The organism is Prevotella phocaeensis, assembly GCF_900065875.1.
Classification (GTDB): domain Bacteria; phylum Bacteroidota; class Bacteroidia; order Bacteroidales; family Bacteroidaceae; genus Prevotella; species Prevotella phocaeensis.
Genome location: NZ_LT160617.1, coordinates 20,168 through 39,060 on the forward strand (window position 1 = coordinate 20,168; position 18,893 = coordinate 39,060).

Genomic DNA, 18,893 nt, shown 5'->3' on the forward strand with positions numbered 1-18,893 from the left:
TTCCGGAAAATTATACTTTCAGCAACAGGAATATTGCATTTCTGCCGATTTTCGACATGCCATCTTTCACACATTTTTTGTCAGTTCTGCGGTTTTAAAGTAATTATCCATTCAGCTTCAAATGGCATTTTATTTATTTTTAATTATCTGACAACCAACGGATAACGACATAAGGTCGTAGTAAAAACGTAGTACACGGCACCCACATCGTAGCTTTATCGTGGCAGATAATTTGCAAACTATCGTTTTTAAACATAATTTTACACTCGAAAAGAATTACCTTAACTTAATAACAAATGAAGAAAATCGCTTTATTATTAGTTCTGACTTTATGCGTTCAACTGACTTTCGCACAAATGCAGACAGTCAAAGGAAATGTGGTAGATGCTGCCGGCATTCCCGTTATCGGTGCTACTATTAAGGTAGCAGGAACGCAACTTGGCGCGACAACCGACCTGAATGGCAACTTTACCATAAAGGATGTACCGCAAGATGCTGCCATCGTAATTTCGTTTATTGGTATGAAAACACAAAACGTGAAGGCTGCTTCAAATCTGAACATACAAATGCAAGATGATGCAAAGATGCTCGATGAAGTCGTTGCCATAGGCTACGGTTCGGCAAAGGCCAAAGACCTGACGTCGCCCATCGCCGTGGTTAAAGGCTCCGAACTTACCTCCACACCCTCTTCATCGCCCATGTCGGCCCTTCAAGGCAAGGTGCCCGGCGTGAACGTAGTAAACAGCGGAGCGCCCGGATCGGGCCCTACAGTGAAAATACGCGGTAACGGTTCGTTTGCCAACTCTACTCCTTTATATGTGGTAGACGGTATGTTTTACGACAACATCAACTTTCTTAACAGCAACGATATCGAAGACATGAGCGTGCTGAAAGATGCCTCTGCGGCAGCCATCTACGGTGTGCGTGCCGCCAATGGTGTCGTGATTATCACCACAAAGAAAGGAAATCGCAACCAGAATGCTAAGATCACCTACGACGGCTATGTAGGTATACAGCAGGCAACCAACGTGCTCGAAATGGCAAGTTCTTCGGAATATGCCCAAATGCTCATGGAAGCAAACTACACAGCTTATGCCCCTTATGCCAAAGCGAGTATCGACCGTTACGGCGGGAGCTATGCCGATGCCGACTTCCATAATTGGACTTACGGCAGCAACACCGACTGGTATAAGGAACTGTTGCGCAATGCAGTGATAACAAACCATAGTATCGGCATCAGTGGAGGCAATCAGAATGCCACCTATTCGCTCGGTGCAAGCTACCTTTATCAGAATGGTATCATGGATGTAGATAACGACTATCGGCGACTGAACTTCCGTGCAGCTTTGGATTATGACGCTACGAGCTGGCTGAAAGTAGGGTTTAACGGCATTTTCAGCAACTCCCAACAGCAGTTCGCCAACAATGCAGCTTGGCAACAGGCATTCAATTCGCCCGGCCTTTATCCCGTTTACGATGATAACAATACCCTTGCTACGCCCGAAAAATATGCCGCACCGTCGTCTGTTGGCTATACCAACAATTTCTACAACCCCGTTGCAACGGCCAACTATTACGATTCCGACAACAGTGCGTGGCAGTTCAACACCAACTTCTTTGCCAAATTGCAGCTTTTGCCCGAAAGGTTGAGCCTCCGCACAAGCATTAGTTACAACCATTCAACTATGGAAGCTCGCAACTTTACTCCCCAATATTACGTCAGCCAACAGCAACATACCACCGCTACAAGGCTGAGTAAGAGCATTACAACCTACAACAACTCCATTTGGGATAATACTCTACAGTACAATGACCAGTGGAATAAGCATCAATTCGGTGCCATGATCGGCTTCTCCATGCGCCAAGAAAGGTACCGTTTCCTTACGGGTGCGCGCTCTAATGTACCCTCCGGAAAGGATGAATATAAGTATCTAATCCTCGGAGACGAAGAAAGCGACTCCAACGGAGACGGCGGAACAACCTATCGGGGCATGAGTTATTTCGCTCGTCTGAACTATAATTACAACGACAGGTATATGCTTATGTTCACCATGCGTGCCGATGGATCGTCGAAATACCAAGAACGTTGGGGCTATTTCCCATCGGTGGGAGCAGCTTGGGTAGTTAGTGAAGAGCCCTTCATGAAAGGTGTTAAAGCCATCGACTACCTGAAATTACGAGCCAGTTGGGGCAAACTGGGCAACGATCGTGTGGCAGCTTCCGACGGTTTTGCATCTATCACAACCGGTAATGGTGCCTCCGGAGTATTCGGAAACACTACTTATCCGGGCTATCAAAATACCACCTACTTCAGTTATCTTCGCTGGGAACTCGTTGAAGAAACCAACATCGGCATCAACTTTGCAACGCTCCGCAGTCGGCTAAACGTAGATTTAGATTATTTTCACCGTATGACCAGAAACGCTGTAATCAGCCCCCGTCTGTCATTCAGTAACCAAACACTTGCCGGAAACTATGGAAAAATACTCAATCAAGGCTTTGATGCAGCCCTGACATGGAACGATCGTGCGGGCAGTTTCAAATATCATGTGGGAGCTAATCTGTCGTTCTTATGGAACAAGGTAAAAGGTCTAAGCGGCACATCCTTTATCCAAGGCGGCAAAACAGTGAACTGGGTAGGCCACGAAATGAACTCTTTCTACGGATACAAAGTGGCAGGTATTTACCAAAATGCGGCCGAAATAGCGGCCGATCCCGTAGCTGTTGCCAACGGACTTGAGCCGGGCGACTTCAGATACGAGGACATCAATCACGACGGAACCATCGATGGAAACGACCGGACCACACTGGGTTCATATCTTCCGAACTTCACCTATGGACTGAACATCGGCTTCGAATGGAAGAATTTCGACTTCGAAATGACCACTTACGGGCAGACCGGTGCGCAGATATACAACCGTAAACGTGCATTAAGATATGCATCCAGCCTTTATAATTTCGACAAAGATCAGTACGATAGTCGCTGGACAGGCGAGGGAAGTACCAACTCTGCGCCTTCTGCAAAGGCGCTTACAAAGGGTTGGAACGTAAGCGATCAGCGCGTAAATTCTTATTTTGTTGAGAGTGCAGACTTCTTCCGTATCCAGAACATTACTCTCGGTTATACCTTTAAGAATATCAAATTCGGGGCTTACACCATGCCCGGCATTCGCTTAAGCATGACAGCTAACCGTCCGTTAACGCTTTTCAAGGCCAATAGCTTTACGCCTGAAGTCAGTGACAGCGAAGGATGGGACACGGAAGTTTATCCGTTAACGGCAACTTATACGTTCGGTGTACAAATTAATTTCTAACAACTACAAACCATACGACAATGAAATCTATAAAATATTTTTCCATCATAGCGGTGGCAATCCTTGCGTTTACTACCACATCCTGTGACTATTTGAACAAAGATCCCGAGGCAAAAGTACCCGAAAAGAATGTCGATTTCGCTAATCTCGACAACCTTTATCAACCCGTGTCCGGCGTATATGCAAAAGTTAGAACGGGTGGTATGCACTGGGTGATATGGCCTCTTACAATCGTACGCGACGACGATGTATGGTCTGGACGCACCGATGATCAGCAATTATTGGTCGATTTCGGCAACTATAAATACGATAATAGCTTCTGGGGACTTAATGAAATGTGGAACCAATACTATGGTATTATTAAGACAGCCAACTCGGCTTTGATCTCTCTTGACAGCTATGAAGCCAACATGACCACCGATACACAACGCGCCAACTATCGGTCTTACTGCGGTGAAGTACGTATCTTGCGCGCCTATGCTTACTACCGACTGGTGCAAGCATTCGGCGCTGTAACGATCTTACGCCAAAATGAACAGACGGATCTCAGGCGTTCTACGATAGAAGCTGTACAGAACTACATGCTTGAAGACTTGGAATACGCTATGCAGAACTGCCCCAAGTTGCGCCCAAACGAAATGGAGCATATCGGTGCAGTTACCGCCTACACGGCCGAACACCTCGCTGCAAAGATATATCTTAACCGAGGTGATTACAATAAAGTGAAGACCTTAACCGACGAGATTATCAATAGTGGTAAGTTCGAGCTATACAACGACTTTTATGAATTATTCAAAATTCCCGGAAAGTTGTGTAACGAATCGCTTTTCGAGTGCCAGACTACCGATTTCGGAACAGGCTCCGGACCGATGGTAGACGTAGATCAGTGGTTCGTATTTCAAGGCCCCGGCAATCTTGGAGGCTGGAATTTCATTAAATACCGCACCGCTTTTATGGAATGGGCCCATAACAGAGGCGAGAATACACGCTATACTACAACCTTTCTCATCCCAGGTTCAACCACACCGAGTGGCGATAGTATCGGTCTTTCAGGCACAAGTACCGAAGCTTGGAACGGCAAAGCATATACTCCTAAGAACCAACTTACGCCCGGTAGAACGAAATATGGCTCGAATAACAATGTCCGCATTCTGCGTTATGCCGATGTTCTGCTCATGAATGCCGAGGCAAAAGTGCGCTTAGGAGAGAACGGAGACGCGCCTTTCAATCTTGTGAGAACAAGGGCAGGCATGGCAACTATCACCGGTGTTACAGCAGACCAGATTCTTGATGAGCGCCGTATGGAGCTGTGCGGAGAGTGGGGTGAGCGTTACAACGACCTCATACGTACAGGCAAGGCAGAGTCGGTAGTCGGCACAAACGGATGGACAGTTGAAAATACATACTATCCCCTTCCCTTCCGACAGATAAGTGATGTGCCCGATCTTAAAGCAGATCCGAAGAACGAATAAACTATTATTCACTTTTATAACGGCAGCACAAGCCATCGTTTACTGCAGTATAAAATCTGTCGCCATGCCAAATTTACTTCATATAAAGGCATGGGGGAAAACGGGAATAGCTAAACGAATAAAAGTACTTTTAAGATGAAACGATCGATAACGATAACAACACTCCTTGTATTCGTACTATGTGTAGGAGCATGTAAGACTTCCGAAGAAAATAAAATCAACGGTAAGAATAATAACAATAGCGATGTATCGCGGCCGGCAACTTTTGCCAACGACGACGAAATGTTGGATTACATTCAAAAGGTGAGCCTTAATTACATGTGGGACGGTGCAGAACCCACCTCCGGACTTGCCCCCGAACGCATTCATTTAGATGGCATATACCCTAACAACGATAAAGACGTGGTAACTACAGGAGGCAGCGGCTTCGGCATTGCAGGCCTGCTTGTAGGCATCGACCGCGGCTTTATCGACAGAACACAAGGCGTAGCACGTCTTCATAAGATAGTGAATTATCTGTCGCATGCCGACCGTTTTCATGGTATGTGGCCACATTGGATCAACGGTCCCACAGGTAAAGTGAAGCCTTTCGGGCAAAAAGACAATGGCGGAGACCTTGTGGAAAGCAGTTTCCTAATGGTAAGTCTGCTCTGTGTACGCCAATATTTCAAAGACGGAAACACCGAAGAACAGCAGCTTGTCGGCAAGATAAACGAGCTATGGCACAGCATGGAGTTCGATTGGTACCGTCGCAACGGCAGCGATGTGCTATATTGGCACTGGTCGCCCGACTATGGTTGGGAGATGAATTTCCCATTGGAAGGCTACAACGAGTGTCTCATAGCCTACATACTTGCTGCTTCTTCGTCCACTCATAGCATACCGTCAGCCTGCTATCATAAGGGGTGGGCACGCAACGGAGGCATAAAATCGGCCGCTGCTCCCTATGGATATCCGCTGGAATTGAGGCACAACGGAGCCGAAACAACGGGCGGTCCGCTCTTTTGGGCGCACTATTCGTGGATCGGACTTGATCCGAGAAACCTCACCGACCGATATGCCAATTACTGGAATGTGGTACGTAATCATGCGTTAAGCGACTATGCTTACTGCGTTGCAAACCCAAAAGGCTTCAATGGATACGGCAAAGATTGCTGGGGACTCACCGCAAGTTATTCGATAAACGGATATGCTGCCCACGCTCCCAATAACGACTTGGGCGTGATAACGCCCACTGCAGCCCTGTCGTCTTTCCCTTATACGCCTCAAGAATCGATGAATGCCCTGAAAGGATTTTACGCCAAAGGCAGCCGGATATGGGGTAAATATGGCTTCTACGATGCCTTTTCCGAAGCTAAACAATGGACAGTACCCCGCTATTTAGCCATCGATCAGTGCACTATTGCGCCTATGATCGAGAACTATCGAAGCGGTTTACTGTGGAAACTCTTCATGAGTTGTCCCGAAATACAGCAGGGACTCGCCGCATTGGATATAAAAACAGCGGCGATGCCATAATCTTTTCACCTTATTATATTATATAATATGAGAACAAGAAACATACTTATAACCGTTCTGATGGCATCAAGTGTATGCCTTACGGCACATGCCGAGAGCGATGATATGCACATGAAATCTTTCATAGACGACCTGATGGGCAAGATGACACTAAAGGAAAAGATCGGACAGCTCAACCTTCCCGTAACGGGAGATATCGTAACCGGACAGGCTAAAAGCAGCAACATAGCCGACAAGATACGCCGCGGAGAGGTGGGAGGCCTATTCAATTTGAAAGGTGCAGATAAAATACGCGAGGTACAGAAAATAGCTGTAGAACAATCAAGACTACACATTCCGCTGCTTTTCGGTATGGATGTGGTTCACGGTTACGAAACTATATTCCCCATACCTTTGGCATTATCGTGCAGTTGGGATATGAAAGGCATTGAGCATTCAGCACGCATTGCAGCCATAGAAGCCTCTGCCGATGGCATCAGTTGGACTTTCAGTCCGATGGTAGATATTTGTCGAGACGGTCGCTGGGGGCGCATGTCCGAAGGAAGCGGCGAAGATGCCTGCCTCGGATCGGCCATTGCCCGTGCCATGGTGAAGGGTTATCAGGGCGAAAACCTTGCAGCTTCCAACACCATAATGGCCTGTGTGAAGCATTTCGCACTCTATGGAGCGGCCGAAGCCGGTAGAGATTACAACACCGTAGACATGAGTCATTGGCGCATGTTCAACGATTATTTCCCGCCATACAAGGCAGCTGCCGATGCCGGAGCAGGCAGTTTCATGACCTCTTTCAACGTTGTCGACGGCATACCTGCCACGGGTAACAAATGGTTGCTTACCGATGTGCTGCGCAAAACGTGGGGGTTCAATGGCTTTGTAGTAACCGATTACACGGCTATATCCGAGATGATAGCCCACGGCATGGGCAACTTGCAGCAGGTATCGGCACTGGCCTTGAACGCCGGAACGGATATGGACATGGTTTCCGACGGCTATATAGGCACCTTAGAACAATCGCTTGCCGAGGGAAAGGTTTCGCTTCAAGCCATTGACCAAGCGTGCCGGCGCATATTAGAGGCAAAATATAAGCTGGGACTTTTTACCGATCCGTACCGCTATATCGACATCAAGCGCGCCAAGAAGCTCATTTATACGCCGCAACACCGTGCAGATGCTCGTGCCATAGCGGCCGAAACGTTCGTGTTGCTCAAGAATCAAGGCGGGCTGTTGCCGCTTCGCAAAACCGGCAAGATAGCCCTCATCGGTCCGTTGGCCGATACTAAAGCCAACATGCCCGGCACGTGGAGCGTAGCCGCAGCATTCGATAAATACAAATCTTTACGCGAGGCAATGATTGGCGCCGTAGGCAATAAAGCCCGGATATTGTATGCCAAAGGCAGCAACATTATGAACGATGCTCAGATAGAGGCCAACGGTTCGATGTTCGGACGCGAGATACGCGACAGCCGACCGGCCGATGAAATGCTGCGCGAAGCATTAAGTGTTGCCGACAAAGCCGACGTTATTGTGGCTGCTGTAGGCGAAACATCCGAGATGAGCGGCGAAAGCAGCAGCCGTTCATCACTCACCATTCCCGATGCGCAGCAAGCTCTGTTGGCGGCACTCAAGCAAACCGGCAAGCCTATAGTATTGCTCAACTTCTCGGGCAGGGCCACTGTAATGAACTGGGAAGATGCCAATTTCGATGCCATTCTTAATGTCTGGTTCGGCGGTTCAGAAGCCGGAGACGCGATATGCGACGTGCTTTTCGGCGATAAATCGCCAAGTGGCAAACTTACAGTAACCATGCCAAAGAGCGTGGGGCAAATTCCAATCTACTATAACCATCTGTCTACGGGCCGTCCGTTGGCAGAAGGGAAGTGGTTCACCAAGTTTCAAAGCAACTATCTCGATATAGATAACGAGCCTCTTTACCCCTTCGGATACGGACTTTCGTACACTACGTTCAAATATGGCGACTTAGTTTTAGACAGAACTTCTATGACACAGGCCGACAGCATCCGTGCCACAATAACCGTAACCAACACGGGCAACTTCGACGGAGACGAGATTGTGCAGCTTTACATATGCGATGTAGTGGGCTCGGTAAGCCGTCCGGTAAAGGAATTGAAAGGCTTTAGCCGCATTTCACTGAAGAAAGGAGAAACCAAGACGGTAAATTTCGTGATCGATGCCGATAAACTTAAATTCTACAACAGCACGCTCGACTACGTTTGCGAGCCCGGTGAATTTAAGGTAATGGTAGGACCTAACAGTCGCGATTTGCAAAGCAAGAACTTTAAATTGTCGGAATAAGCTGCTTAGAGCATACGTCTATCTGCCTTAGTTTTACAAGATATTTGCGATATCCTATATAAATAACAAACCGGAAGGCAATGTTTCAGCCTAAAAATAGTTACCTTTGTACTCGGTCTGCAATATTTCTTGCAGCAAATATCAGATGGAACTATTCAACCGAAACGAAGCTGCGAAGCGCATAGACGCACTGGCCCGCGCCGATAAAGCGTTCGTCTTTATCATCAGTTACGACATGCAACGGGCTTATGTCGAGGAGGCCGATCGCGTTGACAGCCGCGAATGTATGTTTTCTTTCCCCGCCCTGCACAATATACCCGCCACGGCCAACAACTGTAACATGTCGCCCGTGGCGTGGCATTTCACGCCTCCGTCGCGGACAGATTACGAACATAGCATCGGTATAGTGAAACGTAATCTGCACAGAGGCAACACCTATCTGGCCAATCTTACGTGCAGAGTGCCCGTAGAAACCAATCTGAGCATGCAAGACATATTCTTTCGTTCCCGTGCCCCCTATCGCTGTTGGCTGAAGAACGGCTTCGTATGCTTCTCACCCGAAACTTTCGTGCGCATAAACAACGGCACCATCAGCAGCAATCCTATGAAAGGAACGCTCGATGCTGCCGTTCCGAATGCCGAAGATGTACTGTTGAACGATGCTAAAGAGGCTGCCGAACACGCTACCATCGTAGACCTGATACGCAACGATCTCAGTATGGTGGCGGAACATGTGCGGGTTAACAGATACAGATATATCGACCGTATCGTTACCAACAAAGGAGAAATTCTGCAAACAAGTTCGGAAATCAGCGGCACACTGTCGGAATATTACCGGCAACACATAGGAGAACTGCTCTATACCCTACTGCCTGCGGGCAGCATAACGGGTGCCCCGAAGGCCAAGACCGTACAGATTATTGCCGAAGCCGAACGCTACGACCGCGGTTTCTATACGGGCATCATGGGATATTATGCCCACGGAACGCTCGATAGCGCCGTGATGATACGCTTTATCGACTGCGAAAACAACCGGTTATATTATAAGGCCGGCGGCGGTATCACGGCCATGAGCCGCAACGAAGACGAGTATCGGGAAGTAATAGAAAAGGTATATGTGCCGATTTATTGAAACCGTAAGGATAGTCGAAGGCAAGGTTTGTAACAGCTTCTACCACGAGGCAAGGATGAATGCCACGCTGCATCATTTCCACGGCGCTGTGCCCTTGCTCCGGTTGAGTGCCCATCTATCGGGCTTAGACAGTATGCCTAAGCTCGTTAAATGGCGATTTATCTACGATAGGCATGGCATCTATGAAAGCTCTTTCGCACCCTACCGCATACGCACCGTACGAACATTGCAGACAGTGTGCGACGATACCGTAGATTACACCTACAAAAGCGTCGACCGCACACAACTCCTGCGACTGAAAGAACGGCAGGGCAACGCCGATGAAATTCTGATTGTGAAAGACGGATATATCACCGACACCTCGTACACCAACGTGGCATTTTGGGATGGCAGCCGATGGATCACTCCTAAAACGCCATTGCTGCGCGGTACCATGCGTGCCTGTCTGCTCGACAAGGGCCTTCTGACGGAGCAAGATGTCCGTCTGGCAGACTTACACCGCTACAGTTCCGTCGCTCTTTTCAATGCCATGATCGATCTGGAGCAACTTGTTCTGCCCTTGAGCAGCATACTTCCGCCCGCCACACCTACAAAACATATTTGAAACACTGTCGTAGATTACCCATCGTAAAATACTGGTTTCTGTGAAAAATTGTCTATCTTTGAACCGTAATAAACCATTATTCTATGAACAGAAACTGCATTTCAGGACCGATCACGGTATTGCTTGTCCTCATATTTACCTTTTTTACAAGTTGTACGAAACATAAAAAAGACACTTTCAACAGCCCTGCAGCAAAGGCTGCAGACACAACCAAGGCTGTTTTACCAACCCACCAAGACGGATACGTATGGTTACACGAATTGACGGAAATTCCCTACAATACCGACAAAGAGGGCTACGATACCCTTCACCATCCCAAGCTAACTATCGATATCAAGCAGAATGTACTCGTTATAAACGGCAAATACCGGTTTCGTTTTACACGGAAAAAGGTATCAACCGATAAGTTTTTCGGCAATGACACTACATTACGGCTCTTCATAACCGAGGCTTTCAAAGCCGAAAAAGTCGATATATCGCAGACAACTCCTTGCCTTATGTTTGAAAAATATACCGACCACGGTTTCCGGCTCGACAACCTTACATATAAAGGCATGCTTATCGGCACCGACAAAAAGGTGTGCATGTTCTATCGCCACATCTATCCGATCATGTTCAAACGCCTGCATGTAAAAGACAGGTCGCTCGTTAACGCCACCTATGCAGCGGCCGTAAAGCCGGATAATGTACGCTTTCCCGCCGACAAAGAGCGAGATATAACGATTATACTGCCCGCCTTGTACCGCAATGAGCCCGTTTCAAAGTACACACACATGAAGAACGAGACGTGGTATGACTTCTATCAAAACCGCAAGAAGCAATTCCTACTGAGCAAAGCCCGTATAAAAATCAGTAAAGAATACGACAACTGTGCGGGCGTTTACGGCGCTCAAATAACGTCGAGTCGTAAGTCTATCTTCCTTATCCAAGGCATCAAACCACGACAACAGCAGCTCTTTACGCTGAAAAACTTCCCCTCTTTGGTTTATCCGGGCGATGTACAAGTATTCAATTTTGGCGGAGAAACCTACGAACTTAGTGCAAGCGGCGACTGTACAAGCTACTTCATCGACAACTGGGGCGGGGTTTCGAACTACAAACTTTACCTTGCCAAGGCGGGCAGCCCTTACAAACAGCTGCTCGCAGCAGTACCCCTGTTCGAAGCAACCCGACCGGATATCGTTTGGATAGGCGATATGGACGGCGACAAGAAGCCCGACTTTGTGCTCGATCTATCGACGAATTACGAAGAAGAAACCAAGGTGTTGCTCCTTTCTTCCAAGGCAGTATCGCACAATTTTGTACAGTGTGTGGGGTATTCCAGCTATCAATTCGACTGCTAACCGGTTATGGCGGGCACGGCGCACCACCACTCTATGCAATCCTCGCCCACTCTTTACCGGTGGCAAATCTGCCGCCTACGGGTAACAGAACTTCCTTATACTAAGATAATCGGGACAGTAAATGTAAAAAAGAGCACCTGCCTTTAGGTTGCAGATGCTCTTACCAAGTAAGCTATGGCCTTTGCCTACCCTTATTTTTCTATACGGCAAGACCTGTAAAAAGGGCGTTTCTCCGTACTCAGAAGATACCTCTTCCTATCTTAACAGGATTTACAACGGGCGAACTACACGGAAACCAGTGAACTCGCTCCCTATGGTTTGGCCGCTTACAACGCGCTCTGCGCTGCGACATTCCTCGGCTCCAAAGAAGTAACTTCCGCCACGCAACACACGTCCTTTGCCCGTAGAAGGCCCTACAGGATCGGTAACAGCGTCCTTAGGATATGGGCCATAGAAGTCTTCACACCACTCCTGAACGTTTCCGTGCATATCGCAAAGGCCCCATTTGTTAGGAGGATAGGCTCCTACCTCTGTAGTCTTCCATAGCAATTTGCCCTTTGCATTGTTGCCATAAGGCTTTTCACCGTTGTAGTTTGCCTGATCTGTGGTTATATTGTCGCCCGTATTGAACGGCGTGGCAGTACCTGCACGGCAGGCATATTCCCACTGTGCCTCGGTCGGGAGCTGGCAATTGGCCCATTTGCAATAAGCCTTGGCGTCTTCCCAACTTACATTTATCACCGGTCTTTTGCCCCTTCCGAAGCCTTCATCGGCAGGTTTCTTGCGATTGGTTGCCTTGCAGAACTCATCGTATTGGTCGAAAGTAACAGGATATTTGCTCATCCTGAATCCCTTGAGCGTTACGTTGTGCTGTACTTCATCGACCTCGTGTCCCAATTCCGAGGCATGACTACCCATGACGAATGTCCCTCCGTCGATCTTAATCCATACGAATCCGTGCGGATCGGGTGCTTCAGATTTGTCTTTTTCATCGTCTTTACTGCACGAAACGAATGCTGATGATGCACATAAAAGTCCCAAGAGGAACATCATTGAATACTGTTTTTTCATAAAATAATAATAGTTTGGTAAATATAAATTTAAAAATCAAGTAGTTTAAAGCGTAAAACTGCTATGTGAGTTAAGCCATCATACTGCCTGCAAAAACCCTTCCGAGCGTTCTTATTTTTTTAAGATAACGGAAAAAGCACGACCGACAGCCCTACTTACGCCATATCTTTACTGCCCTAATACCTATGGCCTATCGGCGATAAACATGCCGTGTAACTGCCATAAAAATACCGTCTGTTACTCCGGCACATAAATTATTTCGCCGTTATCGAGTTCATACGCAATGCCCACCTTGCGCCCCTTGGTGCCGTCGGTGTTGCTTTGATCTTTAGAAGGCGTATAGCGTTCTATCTTTTGACCTTTCTTACTGATGATCTCCATGTTCTCTTTACCCGGGTTTTTCACCATGGTGAAGTCTTCTTTACTGAACATCTCGGTCATGTTGTAGCGCGTAACGAGCGCCACCATCAGTGCCACTGCGAACACCATAGCTACGTCGAAAAGGTTTCCCACCGAGCTCATAGGATCGAAATCGCCGTCTTGTAAGAGTAATCTGCGCCGTCTCATACAGAAGTATTTTTACGGTTCAACAACTCTGCAAGGAACTCCAGCTGCGTTATATCCTGCATATACCACCGCTTCTTTACCTGTAATGTAATCATACCCACAGCACCTGAGAACAGTCCAACGACAGTTGTCGCAAATGCAACCTGCATATTATAGGCCATGGTGGCAATATCACCGATGGAAAGTCCTACCAATGCCGGCCCCATAGGGATAAGTGTGCCCATTAGACCTAACACCGGACCGAGCTTGACAAGCGTTTTAGAGATGCCCATATCCCTATCTGCCGCAATTTCATATTGCGAGAGCAGGCGCGAGATGTGCGCACTACTGCCGGCATTTGCAAGCATACGGTGCACAAACGTAAGCAATAACGACGATGCACGGTGCGGCAAACGGTCGGCAAGCGTATCTACATTCGCTATGGTGAGCCCTTCGAGCTCGGCTGTAGCCACAGTTTGTACCCTACGCATATTCATGTATTGCCCGAAAAATGTGCCGATGAGCAGCAATGACCTGCCGAACAACACGAGCAACAACACGACAACAGGCACGAGAAGCCCCGTAGATATCCAAAATAAAACGTCTGAAATGTAAGTCATTTTTTATCGATTGTTTATATTATTATTCCGTTTCTGTTTCAACGCATACCATGCCATGCCGCACAAGAGCCCCGCCGTAAGCAATACGAGAAAGCCGCACAGCGCCGTAAGGTCTATGCTGTCGGCAGACTTGGTTTGTGTTTCACCGTTCACAGTTGCCACTACTCCGACCACTGCCACGAGCACATTCGAGAGGAAAAGCATCTCTAAACGCAGGTCGTTTTCGGGCAGCAACAGGCGCAGAAGCACTCTTCCCAAAGGCACCACCGCAAGGATAGCGGCGGCAAGCATATAGGCTATGAGGGTAAACGATGTGCCGGGCAAGGCGAAGATGAGTTCTACAAGGGTGGCGAACACCACAGGGAACACGATTATACCCGGGTAAAGAGTGAGCAATATATGTATGGCACGGCTGCGAGGTTTGGCTTTTTCGGCACTCGGCATGCGCACCGTGAAGAGACAGAACGTGAGTTGTGCTGCCACGTCTATGGTCAATATCACGGCTATGTCGCGCATTAATTCTGTGTTCTTTAACCAATCGGCAATCTGAGTTTTAGACTGTTCTATGGCCAAAGGCCACATCAAGGCGGCAAACAGTGCCAGAACAACTGTGGTAACCGCCAAGGTGCGCCATGTTGTAAAGGTTTGCTTCAACAAGAAATTGAAGCAAACCAATATCATAAGTATAGCTACTACCGTTTCCATTCAGCAGGCATTTACTCCATGTTACGCATCTTTCGGTTGCGTCTTACTATCCACAAAAGCAAGATAATGAGTAGAACAGCAACCACACCCACTGCCACATTGTTCAGTACATGCTTCACCGACGACGGTTGTTCGGTGAGTGTTTCTTTCTTCATCTTCATGCCTTTTTGTGCATTTATGCCTGTATTGCGTATTTCTCCGATATTTCTTTCATACTTTTTCGCAGCTTCTTTGTCGGCATTATGGTCGGTAATGAAGCGGCGTAACTTGGCATTATCGCACACAAACCCCGAACACGAAGGCTTATATTTATTCACTAAATCCACGTGCATCTGCGCAAGAGTACCGATTTGCCGGCCATCTGCCTTCCACATACCCTTACGTGCGGCCTCCAACATTACCGCTGTAATCTCCTCGATTGCCGCAGGATTTTGCCTTACAAAGAAATCTTTCACGCCCAGATCATACTTGTCTTTCACATAGACATTATAGATTTCGTTCCACATCTCATCGTCTATCGCCGACGGTTTCATAACTTCCCACCCGAAAGTGTTCTGCACGATGGCGGCAAAGCCGCTTGCCGACGAGGCTCCGCCCTTCATCTGTTCCTTGATATAGGTAGGGTTAAAAATGGTGGTACGACTCTCTACGCCGATCGCCTCTTTCACCTCTTGCATATGCACGTTCTGTCTGTTGCGGTAATCGCTTAGGTATGCATCGGGTTCCTTGCCCGTTACCTTGCGCACAGCGAGGTTCATACCGCCCATAAACTCATAAACATGGTCGAGACTTAGTGCCCCCCATGTGTTACTCTGACGCGGTTGAACAACCACATCGGTACGAGTGAGCGCCGCTTCGAAGGCATACTGTTTGAATTGCTCCCAATTTTTAGTGTCGCCATAGAACGCTCCCATGTTGTTCAGATAGACATCTGCCACCTCTGAACGGCGTTCCCATCGGTCGCTGCTCATCACCATAGCTTGGATACCCGTACCGTAATTACCGTTCATACCGCCGAAAACGCGGCGCGAGGCAAGCTCTCTGGCTTCCTTAGGCGACACGCCTTTCTCCGTCAGAGCACGCTCCGTTTCCTTCAATCCCTCGGCTACTTCGTTCTCATACCTATCGTTTTTAGCCGCTGCAGCCATCTCCACAGCCCGATTGATGAGGAACAAACGCGAAGCGGCAAGGTCGCGTAATTGTCCTGAAGTCTGCACCACGACGTCTATTCTGGGGCGTCCGAGTTCGTTAGAAGGTATGAGTTTCAGGTCTGTAACGCGTCCGAAGCTGTCTCTTACAGGCTCCACACCAAGCATATAGAGCACTTGCGCGATGGTCGCCCCCTCGGTCTCGATGAATTCTCCGCTCCATAAAGTGTAGCTGACCTTGCGGGGTATGCTGTCGTTATGGCGCCTGCGATACATCTGTATGGTATTTTCGGCCAAGTCTTTCCCCTTCTCCCATGCCGATTCACTGGGCGTAGATTCGGCATTGATGCCATACATATTGCGGCCAGTTGGAATTGTATTGGGGTTAGCAATGGGATCTCCGCCCGGCGAAGGCATGGTGTAGCCACCGTTCATAGCATTGACGATACTGCTGAGTTCGAGCTGCGGACTTGCCAAGAGGTTCTTCTTATAGGTCGAAACGTTACGGATGGTACGCTCGAGTTCCGCTACTGCGAAGGCAAAATCCTTATCGTGCTTGGCATAAGCGGGCTCCTTAGCTGCCATACCCGGCATTCCTCCCATGCCTTTAAGGCCTTTTGCCGGCGACATACCGGCCTGCTGTTTCGGCATTTTGCCCCGCATAGCAGGCATAGGGCCTCTCATCTTCGGCATTCCCTTCATCATATTCGCTTTATTCCTACCGCCTCCGGCCATCATCATAGCCATCATATCCTTGGGTGCGGTGAGCGTCTGATACACATCACGTGCCCTTGCAAGCTGAGCAGGCGTAATATTCGCCGTAGCGCAAACTACGGCATCGGTGGCATAGGCAGGATTGGCAAGCAACTTAGCCACCAAGGCTTTTGCCGGATTAAGATAACGCTGTGTAAACAACACCTTACGTTTTGCCACGCTGGCATCGGCACGTCCCTGCGCTTTGTCTATGGCATAAACCGAATAGGCTATGGGATCGGTGCACATAGCATATACGCTGCTCACTATTCGGGCAGGCTCATAAGGCACGCCCAAGGTATAAAGTTGACCGTTAATCTTGGCGGTTGCAATCTCTTCAGCATAGTTGTCGATGCGCAAGATATCGTCTTCATTGTAGGGTTTTGCCATAACCGAGTCGAGTCCGAGCTCGCGATGTATGCCCAACTTCACGGCTATAGCCTTCACATCCAGCGAGGCTTTCTCTATTCCGGCCCTATGGTGTGCCACTTTATCGTTATATATTTTAATCTTCTCTGCAAGGTCATGATACGTTCCACGTAGGTTACTCTCCATGAAGGGAGCCGTTAGATACGTCTGAAGTCCGGCATACGAACGCCGTTTAGCTATCAAACCTTCGCCCACATTGCCTATTGTATAAAGATAAAAGTGCGGAGTTGTGCCTACCAGACGGTCGGGCCAGTCGAGATTACTCAATGCAACTTGCTTCTTAGGCGTAAACTCTAAGCTGCCATGAGTGCCGAAATGTATCAGCACATCTGCCTTAAATCCGTATCTCGTCCATAGGTAAGAAGCAATATAGGTGTGGGGAGGAGCGGCGTCGGTGCCGTGAACTACCTTAAACGCATTATCGCCCTTGCCGGCCGCATTCTGCGGAAGAAGCACCACATTTCCGAAACGTAAGCGTGCTATACCGAGCTTCCCGTCGGGCGTACTCATATATTTACCCGGGAAATTGCCATAGGCTTTCACCACTTCGGCATACTTCTCTGGACGGAGAGAGGCCTTTACCCATGCCTCGTACTGCCTCTTTGCGATAAGTTCAGGGTGCCCATTCTTCATAAATTCGCCCAATGCACCTTCGGCATACTGCCCGAATACCGCTCCTTGATGCTGTATCATGCGCTCGAGTTGCGCCGAAGAAGCGGGTAATCCGGCCACGTTATAGCCCTCGTTGCGTAGCTTTAGCAGCAGATTATATAGCGAAGGGCCCACTTCCATGCCGCCTGCAGTCATGGCATTCTGCCCGGGTCCTTTGTAATAATATATGGCCACGCGCTTTTCTTTGTTGGGTTTATGCCTAAGATTTATATAGTTGTTTACCGTCTTTACGAAATCTTCAAGACGCTCAGGTATCGCTGCCACGTACCGTAAACCGTCGTTCCCCTCGTAATGACCGAAGAGGGCAAACGACCGAAGCGCCCCGTCTATCTCCGGCGTAACCACGCTTTGCGAGAGGAAACCGCCGCTCATACCCATCTTATCAGCTTCCCATTCCTTTACCAAACGGTTCACATTCAGGGGTGCGAAGAGGGGTATATTCCTCGTTTTCAGATAGTTTACCATGTTATCTCCCATGCGCCCGTGAGCCATATTGATAACGGCCGCCACGGGTATGCTGTCGGCATGATGCCCCTCTATGAACTCTCTGATGGAGTTGACGGGATATACCGTGTTGCCCGTATCTTCGAGACGGGCGATCAACTCTTTAGGTTCGCCGATGGAACCCGTAATGATTATTGCCGGTGCATGGACTTTTAGCAAACCATTACGGTGCAGATATTTACGGTATTCGGCCACCGAATGGAATTGAATAGGCTCTCTATCGGCATCAGACCTATCGTATGTGTATAACAGACCGTACTTCTGTTCCACCAATACATGGGGTTTAGGAGCGTAAATCAGCTTGCCATCAATGTATTTACGTACATAACTCAGCATACTCCTGTAGTTTTCTTGACCGCCGTTCGCTATGTATTTCCTCAACGTATCGGCAACTATCGAGTCCATAGAGGTAAAATCGTTGTCGGGATTGGTAATCATAGTACTGACAATAGGTACTCCTTTCTTTCGTGCCCGCTCTATCTGTTCGCGCTGTTCCTCCGTCAAGCGCAGTCCCATGGCCTCTATACACACGGCATCATAACCGTCGAGGCTGCTTAAATCGTCTGCCTCCACGTCGTCGATCTTAATAAACGGGTTGTCGTTTGCCTTGGCAATCCTGCCAAGCGTAATGGTTTGGTAGTTTACAAAGGCAATACGTGTGGCACAGAACCACTTCTGCCACGCGTATATGCACAAGGCAAGCAGCATAAGTGCCGCTACACCGATTATTATTTTCTTCTTCATCTTGC

At 48.3% G+C, this 18,893-nt stretch carries 12 protein-coding genes; 7 read left to right on the forward strand and 5 right to left on the reverse strand.

Features of this window, described 5'->3' with window-relative positions; translation table 11 throughout:
* Nucleotides 1-296 precede the first annotated feature (296 nt).
* The 7 genes from BN3912_RS00740 to BN3912_RS00770 all read left to right on the forward strand — a co-directional run bounded on the left by BN3912_RS00740 (nucleotide 297) and on the right by BN3912_RS00770 (nucleotide 11,696).
* Nucleotides 297-3,314, forward strand: a complete 3,018-nt coding sequence (locus tag BN3912_RS00740) for a SusC/RagA family TonB-linked outer membrane protein (RefSeq protein ID WP_023984967.1) — start codon at nucleotides 297-299, stop codon at nucleotides 3,312-3,314.
* Nucleotides 3,315-3,334: 20 nt separating this feature from the next.
* Nucleotides 3,335-4,786, forward strand: a complete 1,452-nt coding sequence (locus BN3912_RS00745; protein ID WP_023984966.1) for a RagB/SusD family nutrient uptake outer membrane protein — start codon at nucleotides 3,335-3,337, stop codon at nucleotides 4,784-4,786.
* 135 nt (nucleotides 4,787-4,921) lie between these two features.
* Nucleotides 4,922-6,304, forward strand: a complete 1,383-nt coding sequence (locus BN3912_RS00750) for a glucoamylase family protein (RefSeq protein WP_023984965.1) — start codon at nucleotides 4,922-4,924, stop codon at nucleotides 6,302-6,304.
* Between the two features lie 27 nt (nucleotides 6,305-6,331).
* Nucleotides 6,332-8,617 carry a beta-glucosidase BglX gene (gene bglX / locus BN3912_RS00755; protein WP_036859964.1) on the forward strand — a complete coding sequence of 762 codons (2,286 nt, stop codon included), beginning with the start codon at nucleotides 6,332-6,334 and terminating at the stop codon, nucleotides 8,615-8,617.
* Nucleotides 8,618-8,762: 145 nt separating this feature from the next.
* Nucleotides 8,763-9,749, forward strand: coding sequence for an aminodeoxychorismate synthase component I (locus BN3912_RS00760; protein ID WP_004368008.1), 987 nt, complete (start codon nucleotides 8,763-8,765; stop codon nucleotides 9,747-9,749).
* Nucleotides 9,733-10,353: an aminotransferase class IV family protein gene (locus BN3912_RS00765; protein WP_023984963.1), complete on the forward strand. Its 621-nt coding sequence runs from the start codon at nucleotides 9,733-9,735 to the stop codon at nucleotides 10,351-10,353. Before BN3912_RS00760 ends, BN3912_RS00765 begins: the two co-directional genes overlap by 17 nt.
* A gap of 83 nt (nucleotides 10,354-10,436) precedes the next feature.
* Nucleotides 10,437-11,696, forward strand: a complete 1,260-nt coding sequence (locus BN3912_RS00770) for a hypothetical protein (RefSeq protein ID WP_064972245.1) — start codon at nucleotides 10,437-10,439, stop codon at nucleotides 11,694-11,696.
* A 270-nt stretch (nucleotides 11,697-11,966) separates the two neighbouring features.
* On the opposite strand, the gene BN3912_RS00775 is transcribed toward BN3912_RS00770, so the two are convergent.
* From BN3912_RS00775 to BN3912_RS00795, 5 genes are all read right to left on the reverse strand, one after another.
* Nucleotides 11,967-12,767: a formylglycine-generating enzyme family protein gene (locus BN3912_RS00775; protein WP_230204607.1), complete on the reverse strand. Its 801-nt coding sequence runs from the start codon at nucleotides 12,765-12,767 to the stop codon at nucleotides 11,967-11,969.
* Between the two features lie 237 nt (nucleotides 12,768-13,004).
* Nucleotides 13,005-13,334: a DUF2149 domain-containing protein gene (locus BN3912_RS00780; protein ID WP_004368004.1), complete on the reverse strand. Its 330-nt coding sequence runs from the start codon at nucleotides 13,332-13,334 to the stop codon at nucleotides 13,005-13,007.
* Entirely contained in the window at nucleotides 13,331-13,933 is a 603-nt protein-coding gene (locus tag BN3912_RS00785; protein WP_023984960.1) for a MotA/TolQ/ExbB proton channel family protein, read from the reverse strand. Before BN3912_RS00785 ends, BN3912_RS00780 begins: the two co-directional genes overlap by 4 nt.
* 3 nt (nucleotides 13,934-13,936) lie before the next feature.
* On the reverse strand, nucleotides 13,937-14,638 hold the full coding sequence (locus tag BN3912_RS00790; RefSeq protein ID WP_023984959.1) for a hypothetical protein: 702 nt from the start codon (nucleotides 14,636-14,638) through the stop codon (nucleotides 13,937-13,939).
* A gap of 11 nt (nucleotides 14,639-14,649) precedes the next feature.
* Nucleotides 14,650-18,888, reverse strand: coding sequence for a cobaltochelatase subunit CobN (locus BN3912_RS00795; protein ID WP_023984958.1), 4,239 nt, complete (start codon nucleotides 18,886-18,888; stop codon nucleotides 14,650-14,652).
* Between the last annotated feature and the right edge of the window lie 5 nt (nucleotides 18,889-18,893).